This window comes from Vibrio sp. Hal054 (assembly GCF_037162405.1).
Classification (GTDB): domain Bacteria; phylum Pseudomonadota; class Gammaproteobacteria; order Enterobacterales; family Vibrionaceae; genus Vibrio; species Vibrio diazotrophicus.
In genome coordinates this window covers 1,980,431-1,998,297 of record NZ_JARLUT010000001.1, presented here as the reverse complement: position 1 = coordinate 1,998,297, position 17,867 = coordinate 1,980,431, and the positions used below count along the sequence as shown (strand labels likewise).

The window sequence follows — 17,867 nt, the reverse complement described above, 5'->3', positions numbered from 1 at the left end:
TAGTAATGGCTTTATTAGATGTCAAAGACCTGCGTGTAGAGTTCACTACCCAAGATGGTATTGTTACCGCAGTAAACGATTTGAACTTCTCACTAAATCAAGGTGAGACACTGGGTATCGTTGGTGAATCTGGTTCGGGTAAATCTCAAACTGTATTCTCTATCATGGGCCTGTTGGCTAAGAACGGTATCATTTCTGGTAGCGCAAAATTTGAAGGTAAGGAAATTCTAAACCTACCTGAAAAAGAGTTAAATAAAGTTCGCGCAGAACAAATTGCAATGATCTTCCAAGACCCGATGACGTCGCTTAACCCTTATATGAAGGTTAGCGACCAGTTGATGGAAGTGTTAATGCTGCACAAAGGCATGAGCAAAGCAGAAGCGTTTGAAGAGTCTGTTCGCATGCTGGAAGCAGTTAAAATTCCGGAAGCTCGCAAACGTATCACAATGTATCCGCATGAGTTCTCGGGCGGTATGCGTCAGCGTGTAATGATTGCGATGGCTCTGCTATGTCGCCCTAAACTGTTGATTGCTGATGAACCGACAACCGCACTAGACGTAACGGTTCAGGCTCAGATTATGGATCTTCTGAATGAACTGAAATCTGAATTCAACACGGCAATCATCATGATCACTCACGATTTGGGTGTGGTTGCAGGTTCTTGTGACAAAGTGCTTGTAATGTACGCTGGCCGCACAATGGAATACGGTACGGTTGATGAGATTTTCTATCAACCGAGCCACCCATATGCGGAAGGCTTGTTGAAAGCAATCCCTCGTTTGGATACTGAAGGTGATGTATTACCAACCATTCCGGGTAATCCGCCAAACTTACTTCGTCTGCCACCGGGTTGTCCATATCAAGACCGCTGTCATCGTGTAATGGACCGCTGTAAACGTGAAGCGCCGATCCTGACTCCATTTGGCAATGATCGTCAACGAGCATGTTTTTCTGACTGGGAGACTTGGACGAAATGAGTGTAGATAAGAAATTACTGTTAGATGTTAAAGAGCTAAAAGTACACTTTGACATCGCTTCTAAATCAGCATGGCCTTGGTCAAAACCAGCGAAGCTTAAAGCTGTAGATGGTGTGAACGTTCGCCTTTACGAAGGTGAAACTCTAGGCGTTGTGGGTGAATCGGGTTGTGGCAAGTCTACTTTTGCTCGCGCAATTATCGGCCTTGTACAGGCAACTGACGGTGAAGTGGTCTGGTTAGGTCAAGATTTGACTCGCATGCAGGAAGTGAAACGTCGCGAAACTCGTAAAGATATTCAGATGATTTTCCAAGATCCTCTGGCGTCTTTGAACCCGCGTATGACAGTAGGGGACATCATCGCTGAGCCGCTACAGACTTTCTATCCAGAGCTTTCTAAGCAAGAAGTGAAGGACCGTGTTAAAGAGATGATGGCAAAAGTGGGTCTGTTACCAAACGTGATCAACCGCTATCCACACGAGTTCTCTGGTGGTCAGTGTCAACGTATTGGTATTGCTCGTGCTTTGATTCTTAATCCAAAGATGATTATCTGTGATGAACCAGTATCAGCGCTCGACGTTTCAATTCAGGCTCAGGTGGTAAACCTGCTGCAAGAACTGCAACGTGAGCTAGGGTTAAGCCTAGTGTTCATCGCGCACGACTTGTCAGTAGTGAAACATATTTCTGACCGTGTATTGGTAATGTATTTAGGTAATGCAGTAGAACTCGGTGAATCTGAAGCGCTGTTTGCTAATCCTAAACACCCATACACCAAAGCATTGATGTCTGCTGTGCCGATTCCAGATCCAAAGCTGGAACGTGCAAAAACGATTCAAATGCTTGAAGGCGACCTGCCTTCACCAATTAACCCGCCATCGGGATGCGTATTCAGAACTCGTTGCCCTCAAGCGACAGAGATCTGTGCTCAAACTAAGCCACAAATTCAAGGGTCTGATACCCATGCAGTTTCGTGCTTACATGTTGAGATGTAAATTCAGCCTGTGACGGGCATAAGCGCGGCTTCTTTTTGAGTCGCGCTTTTTTTATTTATTGCAATATCAATAATATAGACAATACTTTTAGTTAAGTTTTAGGGGAGAAGAATGAAGGATATATGAAGAACATGTTAATAGGTTCCCTTTTTCAGCGTATTATTTTAGTGTTTTTCTATGTTTCTTTAATTTGGTTGTGTTTTAACATATTTATACCTAGAGATCAGGTTATATATACCTACGATATTAAGCGCTTCTTTAGTTTATTTACTGTCGCTATATTTTTTATCGTTGTGATACTTTCTTCTAGTATTCGCGAGTATATATATAATAGTGCTAATTCTTTACCGTACCCTATCAAGATATGTTCGTTAATTTTTATAATCACCCTATTTATATCTGATTTGTTTAATTCATCATATGTGTTTTATTCTTATCTATATGATTTATATTTTATAGGTATAGTTGGATTGGTTTTCCTTTTTCTCAATGAATTCCAAAAAGCAAATCCATATACTTCGTAATGGCATGTCTAATCACTTATTGCCTTTTCGCTAGTGTCGCTGTCGCGTTTTATCTTCGAGTATCGCATGGCTTATATGTTAATTATCATACGATTCTAAGTTTTGCTAATCCTAGGTTTCTTAATCAAGTTCAAATCTGGTTTGTTCTACCAATTCTTTATTTATCAGTTAGAGAGAAAATTAGAAAGAAGTCTTCAATATTTTATAATATAGCTTTGAGTTTGACATTGTCCCTTATTGTTACTTTAGATGCTAGAGGTTTGTTTATAGCAGTAACAGGAGGGATGGTTTTAATTACTATCTTGAATAAGAGTGATCGTTCGCTGTGGATAAAAACAATACTAATAAATATGTTTGCCGGTATTATAATCTCTCTAGTGTTCTTTAAATTAATACCTTTTTTATATTCGGGGCAAGGAGATGTTATTCCTGAAATTAGAACTAGCTCTTCTGGGCGAATTGAACTCTGGACTAACAGCATTTCGAATAGTTCTTTTTGGGGAAATGGTGGAGGTAGTTTCGTTTGCGGAGGGTATAAATTTGGTCATCCCCATAATTCAGTATTAACGGTTATCTACGAGTGGGGAGTGATTCCTGCTTTAGCCTACATTAGCTTATTTTTGATCTTGTTGAAGCATGTTTTTTCTACTAAAGCACGATTAGGTCAGGTACTAGGAGTTAATGTTCTCATTGGAGTTGCATATAGCTTAGTCTCTGGAGTTTTTATTATGCCGTTAAGCCAATTAATGGCTGTGATGTCATTAGCAGCGTTTTGGTCGACCAGAAAACATTTAAGAGCACCAGATTCACAAATTAGCCTACGGTATCATCTATTAACTATTCTTATTTCCAGTTGTTTTATTTTTTCTTGCATATATCTGGCTTTGCAAAGGTTACCATTTTACGAAGATTTGGAGCAAAGCGAAGTTCTTCAACGCCAAAATGTAGGTGTAACCATGTGGGTGGGTGATAATTGCTTGAGGAACTCACAAGTTGATATGAACAACAATCTGTTCAAAAAATTCGAATGACTAAGCCAAAACCCTTCGGGTGAGTATTCATCTCGTTCAACTATAATAACTCCAGAATTAAGCATTAGTGATGGGGTGAGTAATGGGAAAATTAGTTGAAGGTGTCTGGCATGATGTTTGGTATGACACAAAGAGCAGTGACGGAAAGTTCATTCGAGAAGATGCAGGATTTCGCGATTGGATAGACAGCCGTTCTGACGCCAAATTTTCTCCTGAAGCTGGTCGTTATCATTTATATGTATCTTTGGCTTGTCCATGGGCGCACCGTACATTAATTTTCCGTGAACTTAAGCAATTACAAGACATTATCGATGTCACGATTGTCTGTCCAGATATGCTCCACGATGGTTGGAAATTCGGCATTCCAGAACCTCTGTTCGGACACACCAAGCTTCACCAAATCTATACTCAAGCGAAACCTGATTATTCTGGCCGCGTTACTGTACCTGTGTTGTGGGATAAGAAACTTCAAACCATCGTAAGTAACGAATCGTCTGAAATAATTCGTATGTTTAACCGTGCGTTTAATGAGTTAACTGATAATCATGTCGATTACTATCCTGTTGCACTTCGCAATGTTATCGACGAGTGGAATGATTATATCTATCCAAACATTAACAATGGTGTTTATCGTTGTGGCTTTGCAACGACGCAGGAAGCCTATGAAGAAGCGTATGAGTCTTTATTTGAAGCATTAGACAAAGTGGATGCACATCTGGCTCATAATCGATATCTGGCGGGTTCTAGTATCACAGAGGCAGACTGGCGTCTATTTACTACGCTTATTCGGTTCGATTCGGTATATGTTGGCCATTTTAAGTGCAACAAAAAAGAATTGCAGATTATCCAAATTTGAATGGTTATTTGAAAGAGCTATACCAAGTTCCGGGAGTAAAAGAGACCACGGACTTTTACCATATCAAACGACACTACTACTTCAGTCATACCAGCATCAATCCAACGCAAGTAGTGCCTGTTGGGCCTGAGTTGGATCTAGAATCTCCACATAACAGAGATTTGGTATAAATAAAAAACGCATCTTTTACGATGCGTTTTTTATTATCTAAGTGTTATTGACCTGACCAGCTGTAGGTAGCCGTTAGGAAATATAAGGTAGGATCTTCAAAACCACCACTTAACTGGCCTGCCTGTGTCTTGGAGTCTTCAAGTAATACGACTTCAAAGGCTAGGCCCATTGCACGGCCTTCACCTAGATCGTATTCCATACCCGTACCAATACGCCATGCATCACCTGTTGGGATAGTAAAGTCACCCGAAGATTGATTTTCGTATAGGCTGCTATCAAACGCCAAACCTGCATTCCATATTAGTTTCTTGTTTAATTGGTAGCGTGAACCTACAGCAATATGGTAGGTATCCTGAGTTGGAGTTTTAGTGAAAGTTTCGTATTCACTCCAGTCTTCCCAACCTAAGTTACCCATTACAGCGAGCTTATCGTTTAACTGATGGAATGCACTGAAAGTCAGTGTTTGTGGCATTACAGCTGGATCAACGGTTTGACCTAATACATTGACATCAAATTTGAGTTCTGTTTCAGAAGAGTAACCGATACCGAATCGGGTGTTTTCATTTGGTGAGAAAAGGACACCAAGTTTGGCGTTATAGGCAATGTCAGTATCGTCAATCTGAGCGCCGCCAGCTTCTACATCAAACATACCATATTGGATACCTAAGCCAGCCCCAACTGACCATTGGTCGTTGATCTGGTAAGAAGCGGTTGGCTGAATGGTGAGAGCTTGTGTTACTGCAGTTTTGATAGGGAAGTTTTCGTACTCTAGACCCATTCCATAATTACCGTAAACACCGATGCCAAGTGTTAACTTGTCATTCATTTTCTGGCTGTAGAATGCAGAACCGAGGGGAACAAAACCAACAATGTTTCCTGCACTAGAACTTTGCATTTGGTATTCGGTATCGCCATAAAGCGTCATCATACCGCCAGTAAACGATTGCCCTTCGACATTAGATAAGCCCGCAGGGTTTGCAGCCAGAACAGATGCATCTTGAGCGCGTGCAGCCTTGCCCGCAGCTGCTAAACCAAGGTCATTGTTGCCGATTTCGTGCAAATATACACCTGCAGAGTATGCAGAAGTACTCGCTAGAACTGCGCTAGCGGCGAGGGATTTTTTTAGTAGATTCATGTTATTAGACTTATAAAATTGAAAGTTAGTAGCTGTAGTATTCTATTGAGCGGGGTTTGGTTGATATGTAGGAATTTTCGACAAACGCTTGTTGGAAGGGATTAAACTTTATTAAGAATAAAAAAGCCGCAACCTAGGTTGCGGCTTTTGCTAATAATATCTGGAGACCTAAGTGAAGACTATTTTGCTTCTTGGTCTGCTTGGATAGCGGTAAGAGCAATTGTGTACACGATATCATCAACTAACGCACCACGAGAAAGGTCGTTAACTGGCTTACGCATACCTTGTAGCATCGGACCGATTGATACTAGGTCTGCTGAACGTTGTACTGCTTTGTACGTCGTATTACCTGTGTTTAGGTCTGGGAATACGAATACTGTCGCTTTACCTGCAACTGGAGAATTAGGCGCTTTAGAAGCTGCCACGTTTTCCATGATTGCTGCATCGTATTGTAGAGGGCCGTCAATAATAAGATCTGGACGTTTCTCTTGAGCAATACGAGTTGCTTCACGTACTTTATCAACGTCTGCACCTTTACCAGATTCACCAGTAGAGTACGAGATCATTGCAACACGTGGGTCGATACCAAATGCAGCTGCAGAATCAGCCGATTGGATAGCGATTTCTGCTAGCTGTTCAGCCGTTGGATCTGGGTTGATTGCACAGTCACCGTATACCAATACTTGATCAGGCAGAAGCATGAAGAAGATTGAAGATACGATTGACGCATTTGGTGCCGTCTTGATGATTTGGAACGGAGGAACGATAGTGTTCGCAGTTGTGTGAACAGCTCCAGATACTAGGCCGTCAACTTCGTTCGCTTCAAGCATCATTGTGCCTAGGAAAACAGAATCTTCCAATTTCTCACGAGCAACAACTTCAGTCATACCTTTTGCGCCACGTAGTTCAACTAAACGTGCTACGTAGTTTTCGCGAACAGAATCCGCATCAATGATTTCAACGCCAGCGCCTAGCTCAACACCTTGTTGTGCTGCAACGCGACGGATTTCGTCTGGGTTACCTAAAAGCACACAAGTTGCAATACCGCGTTCAGCACAAATAGCCGCAGCTTTCACTGTACGTGGTTCGTCACCTTCAGGAAGAACGATACGTTTACCCGCGCGACGAGCAAATTCTGTTAGCTGGTAACGGAATGCTGGTGGGCTCAGACGACGGATACCTTGAGTGCCTTCAGATAGAGAATCAATCCAAGGGCCATCAATGTGGCTTGCAACGTGTTCGCTGATGAACTCGATACGCTCTTTATCGTCTGCAGGTACTTCTAGGCTGAAGCTTTGTAGGTTCAAAGAAGTCTGCCAAGTGTTACCTTGTGCTTTGAAAATTGGCAAGCCAGAGTCAAATGCAGGTTTACATAGATCAACGATTTCCGTTGGAATATCGTAACCACCAGTAAGCAGTACAGCACCAATCTCAACGCCGTTCATTGCTGCTAGAGACGCTGCAACGATAACGTCTGGACGGTCTGCAGAAGTCACAAGTAAAGAACCTGGTTTGAAGTGTTCAATCATGTGAGGGATTGAACGTGCACAGAACGTGATGCTCTTAATACGGCGAGTATTGATTTCACCAGCGCTAATGATTTCAGCGTTTAGGTGCTTAGCCATATCCACTGCGCGAGTCGCGATCAATTCGATGTTCCATGGCACGCAACCTAGAACACGGATAGGGCTAGTATTGAAGATCTGCATTACTTCAAGATTTGTTTGAATCGCACTGTCTGCGTCATCGAACATTTCAGATAGGTCTGGACGAGTACGGCCAGCTTCATCAACAGGAGCGTTAAGCTTGTTGATGATGACACCTTTAATGTTCTTATTCTTAGTACCACCAAAGTTTGAACAGGCGATTTCAATACGCTCTTTCAGCTGTGTTGGGTTGTTAGTACCAGGAGTTGCAACGAACACGATTTCAGCGCCAAGTGTTGCTGCAATTTCAGCGTTCACTTGGTTAGCGAATGGATGTTTACGAGTTGGAACCAAACCTTCAATCAACGTCACTTCTGAGTCTTTATTGATCTGGTTGTAACGCTCAACGATAGTTTCTAGTAGCTCATCCATTTTCTCTGAGCCGATTAGCGTTTCAGCCGTAGACATAGGCAAAGGTTCAGCAATGTTGATATCGCTGTTACGGCCGATAATCGTTGAAGTCAGATCTGGTTGATCTTCACCACTACGTGGTTGAGCAATAGGCTTGTAGAAAGAAACGTTTACGCCTTTACGCTCCATAGCGCGTAAAATACCCATGCTCACGCTGGTTAGACCCACGCCAGCACTGATAGGGATAAGCATAATAGTACGGGACATCTGTAAGGTACCTCAAACTATTGGATGCAATCTAAGAGATAGATTGGATTGAAATAAAGCCTAGTTAATGATTCAAGTGAGAATAAAAGCTAAGCCCCTATAGAAATCTGGCTAACCGTTAGGTTAGCCAGTTAGAAACTTAAAGACCTGCTAGAGTTGCGGTGTCTTCAGCAATCACCAACTCTTCGTTGGTTGAGATAACCATCGCTGGCACGCGGCTGTCTGCTGTAGTGATAACACCTTCGCCGCCGAAACGTGCTTTTAGGTTTGCATCGCTGTCTACTTCGATACCGAAGATTGCTAGACGGTTAAGAACCATTTCACGGATTGGAGCAGAGTTTTCACCGATACCACCAGTGAACACGATAGCGTCTAGACGACCATCTAGGCTTGCAGTGTAACCAGCTACGTATTTAGCTAGGCGGTGACAGAATACGTCCATCGCACGAGTTGCTTCTTCTTTAGCGCCGTAGTTGTCTTCAACGAAACGACAGTCAGAAGTCACTTCAGTTAGACCTAGAAGGCCAGACTCTTTAGTCAGCATGTTGTTGATTTGCTCAACTGAGTAACCTAGAGCGTCGTGTAGGTGGAAAATGATCGCAGGATCGATATCACCACAACGAGTACCCATTACTAGACCTTCAAGAGGAGTCATACCCATTGAAGTATCAACTGATTCACCGTTCTTAATTGCACAAACTGATGCACCGTTACCTAGGTGACAGTTGATGATGTTAAGTTCGTTTGCTGGTTTACCTAGACGTTCAGCTGCTTCACGAGCGATGAATAGGTGAGAAGTACCGTGCATGCCGTAACGACGTACACCGTGTTCTTTGTATAGTTTGTATGGAAGTGCGTATAGGAACGCTTCTTCAGGCATAGTTTGGTGGAAAGCAGTATCGAATACAGCAACGTTTTTCAGTGCTGGGAAAGCTTTCTGAGCTGCTTTAATACCGATGATGTGTGCTGGGTTGTGTAACGGTGCTAGAGTTGCACAGTCTTGAATACCTTGAAGAACAGCATCGTCGATTAGAGCAGATTTAGTGAACTTCTCGCCGCCGTGTACAACACGGTGACCGATAGCTTTAATTTGTGCCGCAAGTTCTGGCTTAGAAGCAAGAATAGTTTCTACGATGAAAGATAGAGCTTCATCGTGAGCAGCGCCTTCACCTAGTTGTGCTTCGTGCTTACCATCAAGTTTCCACTTGATACGTGCTTCTGGAAGGTGTAAACATTCTGCAAGACCAGAAAGATGTTCGTCGCCGTTTTGTGCATCGACAACAGCGAATTTAAGTGAAGAACTACCGCAGTTTAAAACTAAAACTAGCTTAGACATGTGTGACTACCTGTAATAATCGGTTAGGACAAAATCAATGACAAGAATAGTAGATGCATAAGCAATTGGTACTAATCTTAATCAATAAAGCTTTAACTTCCTTATCTAGAGACGTGACTTCGTCATTGAAATCGTCTGCTGCTTTCCTTGCAGATTAGTCTTAAAGTTGCCTAAATTGTAAATAAGGGCAACAATGAGATTGAGAGTCCGCAAAGGATAGCGATAATGGGGTAATATAACAAAAAAATTTAAACAATATTAGCTTTTATCAAATTTTTACGTTATTCGTTGAACTATTCAACTATTTTTTAGCGAATTCGCCCACAAGAGGCGATAACTGAGAGTGAGGAAGTGGTATGAGTAATCGTGTCGGAATCATCCACAGCTTGAAAGACGGCCAGAAATACATGCAAGTTTGGCCTATGCGGAAAGAGTTGAATCTGCTTTTTCCTGAATCGCGAATTATTAAAGCGACGCGTTTTGGTATCAAAGTTATGCCAGCGGTCGCCGCTATTAGCGTGTTAACTCAAATGAGTTTTCAAAATGTTCAAGCTATGCCACAAGCGGTTGTTGTTGCTTTGTTTGCCATCAGCTTACCTTTGCAAGGTATGTGGTGGTTAGGTAACAGAGCGAATACTCAGTTACCGCCTGCACTTGCAGGTTGGTATCGCGAAATTCATGCAAAAATTGTTGAAACAGGTTCTGCTCTTGAACCGATAAAACCGAAGCCTCGATACAAAGAGCTGGCAATGGTACTTAATCGTGCATTCCGTCAGCTTGATAAAACCGCTTTAGAACGCTGGTTTTAATTAAACGAATTATTAAGGCTCTAATCTATCCATTAGAGCCTTTTTTGTTTTTCGATATGAAGCCAAGCTCATGGCTGTTGTAGAGGCTTTCTTCTGAGCAAAAATTAGTCGTTATTTGCCTTCTTTTAGTCACCAAACTCAAGATACTGTTTCTTCCTCTCTTTTTGTTATTTCGCTGTTAAATGTTTCTTCCCTTTCCGCATAGTTACTGGTAATAATGTCCATAAGTGCATGCTAATTGCACAATAACTAAAAAACATTACACAACATCACATTACTATATGCTTTAAATCAAGGAGTTAAGATGAAAGCAAGCAAGGTCATTGCTACCGCCGTTCTAGCCGGAGCTGCATTACTTTCTTCCCACAGCATTATGGCTAAAACCGCTAAAGTTGCGGTTTCACAGATCGTAGAACACCCTGCACTCGATGCAACACGTCAAGGTCTTCTTGATGGCCTGAAAGCAAAAGGCTATGAAGAAGGCAAAAACCTAGAGTTTGATTTCAAAACAGCGCAAGGTAACCCTGCTATTGCTGTACAAATTGCGCGTCAATTTGTGGGTGAAAATCCAGATGTGTTAGTCGGTATTGCAACACCTACCGCACAAGCTCTAGTGTCAGCGACTAAAAACATTCCAGTTGTATTTACAGCGGTGACAGACCCAGTAGGCGCAAAATTGGTTGCGACAATGGAACAACCTGGTAAAAACGTAACGGGTCTTTCAGATCTTTCTCCAGTTGAACAACACGTAGAGTTGATTAAAGAAATCATGCCAAACGTGAAATCAATTGGTGTGGTTTACAACCCAGGTGAAGCAAACGCTGTAAGCTTGATGGAGCTACTAAAAGCATCCACTAAAAAGCACGGAATTACTCTGGTTGAAGCAACTGCTCTGAAAAGTGCAGATGTACAGTCAGCGACACAAGCAATCTCTGCAAAATCAGACGTTATTTATGCTCTGATTGACAATACTGTTGCCAGCGCAATTGAAGGTATGATCGTCGCTGCAAACCAAGCTAAGACACCTGTGTTTGGCGCTGCTACATCATATGTAGAGCGTGGTGCAGTTGCTAGTCTTGGTTTCGACTACTACCAAATTGGCGTTCAAACTGCGGATTACGTAGCTGCTATTCTAGAAGGTGCTGCTCCTGGTTCTTTGGATGTTAAAGTTGCTAAAGGTTCTGATTTAGTGATTAACAAGACTGTGGCTGAAAAGCTAGGTCTGGAAATTCCTAAGTCCGTTATGGATCGCGCAACAAGCGTTAAATAGAACCATTGTTAAAAGAGTTGGCGTAGCAGTACGCCAACTTGATTAAGCAGAGAAGGGAGTTTGTATGTCTGCTTTTGCCTTTTTTGGCGCCTTAGAGGTTGGCCTTATCTACGGTCTGGTGGCACTTGGTGTTTACCTGACTTTCCGAGTTCTTGATTTCCCAGATTTGAGTGTTGATGGTAGTTTCCCTATGGGTGCTGCTGTAGCTGCAACCGCGATTGTTTCTGGTATTGACCCATGGATCGCTACCGGTTTAGCTATTATTGCTGGTGCGGCAACCGGATGGGTAACGGCGTTTTTGACGGTTCGTTGTGGAATTCTTCATCTATTAGCATCAATCCTAACTATGATTGCTGCGTTCTCAATTAATATTCGCATTATGGGACGTCCTAACTTAGCTCTGCTCGGTGAAGATACGATCCTGACACCATTTGAAACGATGGGCGACCCTATGCTCATTCGTCCTTTGGTTGTAGCGGTACTGGTACTTATTTCTGCTCTGTTTGTTGTTCGTCTACTGAACAGTGATTTTGGCTTGGGGCTTCGTGCCACAGGCGTGAATGCTCGTATGGTTGCTGCGCAAGGTGCGAGTACGGCGTTTTACACCTATTTTTGTTTAGCACTGTCAAACGGCTTTGTGGGTTTTGCTGGTGCTTTATTTGCACAAACCAACAGCTTTGCGGACGTGACTTCTGGTGTAGGTACCATCGTAGTTGGTTTGGCTGCTGTTATTTTGGGTCAAACACTCATTCCCGGCCGTAAAATTTGGGTAGCCGTCATCGCTGTTATCGTGGGATCGGTTCTCTATCGTTTAGCGGTGGCATTTGCATTAAGTTCGGGAATGTTTGGTTTACAAGCTTCGGACTTGAACTTGGTTACTGCAGTGCTAGTTGCTCTGGCGTTAATCATGCCGAGAATGAAAAGGAATCGAAAGCCAAAAAAGGGTAGTGGGCCTGCTAAGAAATCAGAAGTATCTAAGCAGGTTAAGGCGTCAGGAGAAGCATTATGATCCATTTAGAAGATATTCAAGTTACATTTAATCCTGGCACTATCCTTGAGAACCGAGCGTTAAGAGGTGTGGATCTGAAAGTGCCAGAACACCAATTTCTTACCGTTATTGGCTCAAATGGTGCGGGTAAATCAACACTGCTTGGCGCGGTAACAGGTGAAACACCTATGGTCGGCGGTAAAGTTAATATCGATGATATTGACGTGACTCGCCGCAGTGTTGACCAACGTGCCAGCCTTTGTGCTCGTGTATTCCAAGATCCGCTAGCAGGTACTTGCGGAGCGTTAACTATTGAAGAAAACATGGCGCTTGCGTATATGCGCGGTAAACGTCGTGGCTGGAAGCATTCTCTTTCAACCAATCGTCGCAAACTGTTTCAAGAGCGAATCAGTATTCTTGGTTTAGGCTTAGAAGATCGTCTTGGAGATAACATCGGTTTGCTTTCTGGCGGTCAGCGTCAGGCAGTGAGTCTTGTGATGGCAACACTTTCAGACAGTAAGTTATTGTTACTTGATGAACATACCGCAGCTCTAGATCCTCGCATGGCAGCTTTCATTATCGATTTAACCAAGAAAATCGTTAAAGAGTTTAACCTGACCGTAATGATGGTGACTCACTCAATGAAAGACGCACTAGCGTGTGGTGACAGAACGGTAATGTTGCACCAAGGTGAAATTGTTCTGGATGTATCCGGTGATCAACGAGCCAATATGCAAGTACCTGATCTGCTTGAGATGTTCTCTAAAGTTCGTGGTGAAGAACTGTCTGACGATAGCTTACTGCTGAACTAATCCCTCGAGTTCATCCTACTAAACGTGATCCTCCTTACACTATGCGCAAATCGCTAACTGTGTAAGGAGGATTTTTCTTTTTAAACAAAGAGGTAAGTTAACAAGCAACAGGAATCATATATTAGGGGAGCAGCATGTCCTTACCTTTCGCTTTTCATGCCCAAACATCCGACGGTTTATCTTATCAAGATGGTCAACTGACACTTATTCTAAACACAGAGTCTGAGTTGTATCAGAAGGTGTATGTCAGACATGAGCCGGACAACGAAGAATCATTGGTGGAAATGAAGCCTTGTGGAAAGTTAGGGCGCTTAAACCAATGGAGCGCAACCATCCCTGTTAATCCGGATAAATCACTGACTCACTATGTGTTTAAGATGTTGAGTGGCAGTGCGCAACATTGGCTTGATGCCAGAGGCGTGCATAACCGTATCCCACCACGAGAGTATCATTTTAAGTGTGACGCTTTGTATCAGCCTCCAGAATGGGTGAAAGAGCAGGTTTTCTATCAAATATTTCCTGATCGTTTCTGCAACGGTAATCCTGACATCAGCGTTAAGACAAATGAATATTCTGTTCGCGGCGGGAAACGTAATGTGATTGCTAAACAGTGGGGCGAGCCCGTCAGTTCCCATGACTCACATGGTTCTTTGGAATTCTACGGCGGCGATTTAGCAGGTGTCAGAAGCAAGTTAGACTACCTAGAGCAACTTGGTATCACGACTGTCTATCTGAATCCTATTTTTACCTCATTGAGTAATCATAAATATGACACGACGGATTACTTTAATGTTGATCCTCATCTGGGAACCAATGAAGAGTTTGCTCAGCTATGCGCTGAGATTCATCAGCGTGGAATGAAGGTTGTGCTTGATGCCGTGTTCAATCATACCTCTGCTGAACATCCTTGGTTTGACCGCTTCAACCATTATGAAAATGGTGCGTATTGCTCTGAGAAGTCCCCTTATCGCAACTATTACCTGTTCGATCAAGATAATCACTACGCCTGTTGGAAAGGTGTTGAAAACTTACCCGTGTTGAACTTCTTAAACGAAGAGGTGCGTGATTATATTTATCAGGGCAAGGATTCAGTGATCAAACACTGGCTTCGCCCGCCTTACTCGATTGATGGATGGCGTTTTGATGTGATTCATATGCTAGGTGAGGGGTCAGGAGCCATCAACAATGCCTACTATGTAAAACAGTTCCGCGATTCGGTGAAACAAGAGAATCAGCAAGCTTATGTTTTAGGCGAACACTTCTTTGAAGCGACACAATGGCTACAGGGAGACCAAGAAGACGGAGCGATGAACTACTACGGTTTTGCGCATCCGGTTCGAGCTTGGCTAACGGGTCAAGATATCGCTTATGATCGTATTTCCATTAGCGCAGAGGAATTTGTTGAGTGGATTGTTGAAGCTCAGGCGAAAGTGCCTTGGCTGAATCAATTGGCACAGCTTAATCAACTGGATAGCCACGACACGATGCGTTGGGCAACCTTGGTTAATGGTGACGATGCATTGATTGAAATAGGTTTAGTGTTGTTGATGACCATGGTTGGTACACCATGTATTTACTATGGTACCGAGGTGAATCTGCAAGGTGGTTTAGATCCTGATAATCGTCGTTGTTTACCTTGGGAAGAGATTGATAACTCTGAACAGATAGAGCGATTCAAAAAGCTAGTAGCAATGAGAAGAAATCATCTGGCATTACAACAAGGTGCTTTGCAGATTTTGTATGCTCAAGATGGTTGTATTGCATATGCTCGAGTCTTTGGCGGAGAAGTTATCTTGGTTGTGATAAACGCCTCTTATGTACCTCAGTCTATGTCTGTTCCAATCTGGAAGTTGGGGATTGAGAGCGGCAAGGTCATTTGTTCTAAATCCGGCAATGAAATGGAAGTCGTTTCGGGCAACCTGTCGGTGGAAGTTGGCAGTAAGGCTTATCTTATGGGAATGAGCACGAAGCCTTGATTGTTTACTTATAAAAATGAATCAGTTACTTAATTTCGGCTTTTCTCGACACTAAGCCGCTGCTGCAATATTGAGATACATCTAAAAGAGGCGTAGCGGCTTGGAATAACGATACAATATGCATATAAAAAAAGTGTTAAGTGTACTAATCTGTTGATTGAAAAGATTTCCCTACTTGGTATTGGTGTGAAGAAAATATATGCAGCCGAAGAAAAACTACAAAAAAATCGTTATTTTTGGACCACTGATTTTGGTTTTCGCTATTTTGTCGATGATGGTTTACTCGTATTTAATGGTGTTGAACCAGCAGATCACCAGTGAATATAGAAATGTGAATGCCATGCTGCAACGAGCGGGGAAAATACTAGTCGCACTGGATTACGGTTTTAGTAGCTACTATGAGTCCACATTAACAGAGGCAACAGATTTTAATATTGAAGTGGTCAATGGCGTTTGCCAACTCTCCCCTAAAGAGTCTCTGATGATTACTAAGAATCTTGCCCATTCCTCTCCGCCAATTAACATCAGTTACATGATGATAGGCGATGAAAAGTACTGTAACGCTTCGAGTGATGTGACTGAATTAGCCTTAAGGAAAGTCACTCTGGCACCCATCATTTCATTCCTTCATGACCTCGATGATTATGTTATCGGCGTTCATTATCTTGATGAACATGGCTTTATCATCTCTTCACCTAAAGAAGCCATTCAAGGTATCACCCAAGAGCAACTAAAAACCGTCAGGCTACGCAATTTCTGGCAAGAAGCATCACAAAATCCGGACGTTATTTCTGTAATAGGACCGAGTGCGTTTAGTGAAGTGCTGATGCAAAGAAATAACATGACATTAGCAATGCCCGTTTTTGAGAACGCGGTCTTTAAAGGTGTGGTTGTACTCGATGTCAGCGTCGATAAGCTTATCGGAGATTTATCTCCCGTGGCAGGGAAGATCAGGTTAGTACGCACAGAATCGCTGCCGACCGATGGTTCAGCGTATTTGCCACACAAGTTGGAAGTCAGCTACACCAACATGGATCATTATCTCTACTACCACTGGGATTGGCGTGCCGAAATCACGCAGTTTGTGGATGAAATGAGTATGAGTTTGGCGGTAGTTTTGCTTTCCTACTTAGTGACTGTTATTGGCGTTTTACATCTTGGTACTCGAGTTGAAAAGAGCTATTACGCTGATTTAGCTTCGCATGATCCTATGACAGGTGTTCTCAACAGAAGGGGAATGGAAGAGTTCCTGCGCGGAAAATATCACCAGCAGTATTTGTCCATAGCTATACTGGATATCGATAATTTTAAATCGATCAATGACACCTACGGTCATGACGTCGGGGATGATGTTATTTGCTATCTCGGCGAACAAATAGAAAAAAGTATCCGTAATACTGATGCGGTAGCGCGTTTCGGTGGAGAAGAATTCGTGGTTTATTTAACGGGCGATGATAGCGACGTCCTGAAAAAGATTATGCTGCGTGTCAAAGATGCAATTACTAGTCAGTCTTCTAAAGTGGTCGAGAATGGGTTTACCGTTTCGGGTGGTGTAGAGATTATACAAAGTGACAAAGGCTGCGATTTCGACAAGCTGTTCAAAATCGCAGACGAGAAGCTTTATCAAGCTAAAACAACGGGTAAAGATAAACTGGTGTTTTAATAGGTGGAATTAGGCGTAAAGCGCGTCTCTATATCGCTTTAAGTGATCAACCATCGCATCAACGTCATTTTTGACACGAATCTCTCTGAATAGATCTGCTGCGTCAGGATAAGCCTGACGCAGATAGGAAAACCACTGTTTCACTCGGTTTGGATAGTATTTGGCCTTATCACCATTTACTTCGTATTCAGAGTATTTAATCAGCAGTTCCACCACCTCATTCCAAGACATAGGCTCGTGATTATGTTTCACCATATTCCCTAAGTTTGGAATGTTCAGAGCACCACGGCATACCATCAGGGAATCGACACCTGTGGTTTTGATACAATCCTGACCGTCTTGGTAACTCCATACTTCGCCATTCGCTATAAGCGGTACAGAGGTTTTCTGACGGATTTTATCAATGTATTCCCATTTGATTTCACTTGCCTTATAGCCGCCCATTTTGGTTCGAGCATGAATGGTTAGTTCATCGGCTTTGGCTTGGGACACCGCATCAACGATCTCGTAGCAGTCATCAGGGTTTTCCCATCCAAGACGGATTTTGGCTGAAACTGGGATGTGCGCTGGAACAGCCTCTCTACATGCTTTGACAACGTGATAGATAAGTTCTGGCTGTTGCAATAGAGCAGCCCCGCCTTTGCTTTTATTGACGGTTTTCGCTGGGCATCCAAAGTTAAGGTCGATACCGTATGCACCTAGGCTTGCGGCGCGCACGGCATTTTCTGCCATCCAAACAGGCTCTTGTCCAAGCAACTGAACTTTGACAGGTACACCAGATTTAGTCGCAGAACCTTGCTTTAGCTCCGGACAGAGACGATAGAACATATGATCTGGAAGCGTTTGATCGATGACACGTACAAACTCAGTGACGCAGAAATCATAGTCATTGATTTCTGTCAGCATTTCACGCATCAGGCTATCTAATACGCCCTCCATAGGGCCTAAAACAACTCGCATACTAAGATCTTATTACTACCGTCTAAAATGGAGGCGAGATTGTAGA

General features: G+C 42.9%; 13 protein-coding genes and 1 pseudogene. 10 read left to right on the top strand and 4 right to left on the bottom strand.

Translation table 11 applies throughout. The annotated features are described in order from the left end of the window. The first annotated feature begins 5 nt into the window (after positions 1-5). The 4 genes and pseudogenes from P4S58_RS09225 (at position 6) to P4S58_RS09210 (ending at position 4,547) form a co-directional block, all read left to right on the top strand. Positions 6-977 (top strand): ABC transporter ATP-binding protein, encoded by a 972-nt coding sequence (locus P4S58_RS09225; RefSeq protein WP_042481824.1) that lies wholly within the window; start codon positions 6-8, stop codon positions 975-977. Next, positions 974-1,966, top strand: coding sequence for a murein tripeptide/oligopeptide ABC transporter ATP binding protein OppF (gene oppF / locus P4S58_RS09220; protein ID WP_042481828.1), 993 nt, complete (start codon positions 974-976; stop codon positions 1,964-1,966). The genes P4S58_RS09225 and oppF overlap by 4 nt, the downstream gene beginning before the upstream one ends. A 751-nt stretch (positions 1,967-2,717) precedes the next feature. Then, positions 2,718-3,521, top strand: a complete 804-nt coding sequence (locus P4S58_RS09215; protein WP_337163719.1) for an O-antigen ligase family protein — start codon at positions 2,718-2,720, stop codon at positions 3,519-3,521. 82 nt (positions 3,522-3,603) lie between these two features. Further along, positions 3,604-4,547, top strand: a pseudogene (locus P4S58_RS09210) (glutathione S-transferase family protein). Positions 4,548-4,591: 44 nt separating this feature from the next. Here P4S58_RS09210 and P4S58_RS09205 read toward each other — a convergent pair. The 3 genes from P4S58_RS09205 to P4S58_RS09195 all read right to left on the bottom strand — a co-directional run bounded on the left by P4S58_RS09205 (position 4,592) and on the right by P4S58_RS09195 (position 9,343). Next, positions 4,592-5,683 carry an OmpP1/FadL family transporter gene (locus P4S58_RS09205; RefSeq protein ID WP_337163718.1) on the bottom strand — a complete coding sequence of 364 codons (1,092 nt, stop codon included), beginning with the start codon at positions 5,681-5,683 and terminating at the stop codon, positions 4,592-4,594. Positions 5,684-5,862: 179 nt separating this feature from the next. Continuing rightward, positions 5,863-8,007 carry a phosphate acetyltransferase gene (gene pta / locus P4S58_RS09200; protein ID WP_102952936.1) on the bottom strand — a complete coding sequence of 715 codons (2,145 nt, stop codon included), beginning with the start codon at positions 8,005-8,007 and terminating at the stop codon, positions 5,863-5,865. A gap of 139 nt (positions 8,008-8,146) precedes the next feature. Then, positions 8,147-9,343: an acetate kinase gene (locus tag P4S58_RS09195; RefSeq protein ID WP_042481839.1), complete on the bottom strand. Its 1,197-nt coding sequence runs from the start codon at positions 9,341-9,343 to the stop codon at positions 8,147-8,149. 356 nt (positions 9,344-9,699) lie between these two features. Here P4S58_RS09195 and yfbV point away from each other — a divergent pair, with 356 nt between their 5' ends. The 6 genes from yfbV (at position 9,700) to P4S58_RS09165 (ending at position 16,861) form a co-directional block, all read left to right on the top strand. Then, entirely contained in the window at positions 9,700-10,152 is a 453-nt protein-coding gene (gene yfbV / locus P4S58_RS09190) for a terminus macrodomain insulation protein YfbV (protein WP_102967882.1), read from the top strand. Positions 10,153-10,456: 304 nt separating this feature from the next. After that, positions 10,457-11,422 (top strand): ABC transporter substrate-binding protein, encoded by a 966-nt coding sequence (locus P4S58_RS09185; protein WP_042481844.1) that lies wholly within the window; start codon positions 10,457-10,459, stop codon positions 11,420-11,422. Between the two features lie 64 nt (positions 11,423-11,486). Further along, positions 11,487-12,431 carry an ABC transporter permease gene (locus P4S58_RS09180; RefSeq protein ID WP_042481846.1) on the top strand — a complete coding sequence of 315 codons (945 nt, stop codon included), beginning with the start codon at positions 11,487-11,489 and terminating at the stop codon, positions 12,429-12,431. Beyond that, entirely contained in the window at positions 12,428-13,222 is a 795-nt protein-coding gene (locus P4S58_RS09175) for an ABC transporter ATP-binding protein (protein WP_042481850.1), read from the top strand. Before P4S58_RS09180 ends, P4S58_RS09175 begins: the two co-directional genes overlap by 4 nt. Positions 13,223-13,356: 134 nt before the next feature. Continuing rightward, on the top strand, positions 13,357-15,198 hold the full coding sequence (gene malZ, locus P4S58_RS09170; RefSeq protein ID WP_337163714.1) for a maltodextrin glucosidase: 1,842 nt from the start codon (positions 13,357-13,359) through the stop codon (positions 15,196-15,198). A gap of 199 nt (positions 15,199-15,397) precedes the next feature. Further along, positions 15,398-16,861 carry a GGDEF domain-containing protein gene (locus P4S58_RS09165; RefSeq protein WP_042481856.1) on the top strand — a complete coding sequence of 488 codons (1,464 nt, stop codon included), beginning with the start codon at positions 15,398-15,400 and terminating at the stop codon, positions 16,859-16,861. Positions 16,862-16,870: 9 nt separating this feature from the next. Here the strand turns inward: P4S58_RS09165 and dusC are convergent, their stop codons facing one another. Next, a complete protein-coding gene (dusC, locus tag P4S58_RS09160) occupies positions 16,871-17,821 on the bottom strand; it encodes a tRNA dihydrouridine(16) synthase DusC (protein WP_337163712.1) in 951 nt (316 codons plus the stop codon). Positions 17,822-17,867 lie beyond the last annotated feature (46 nt).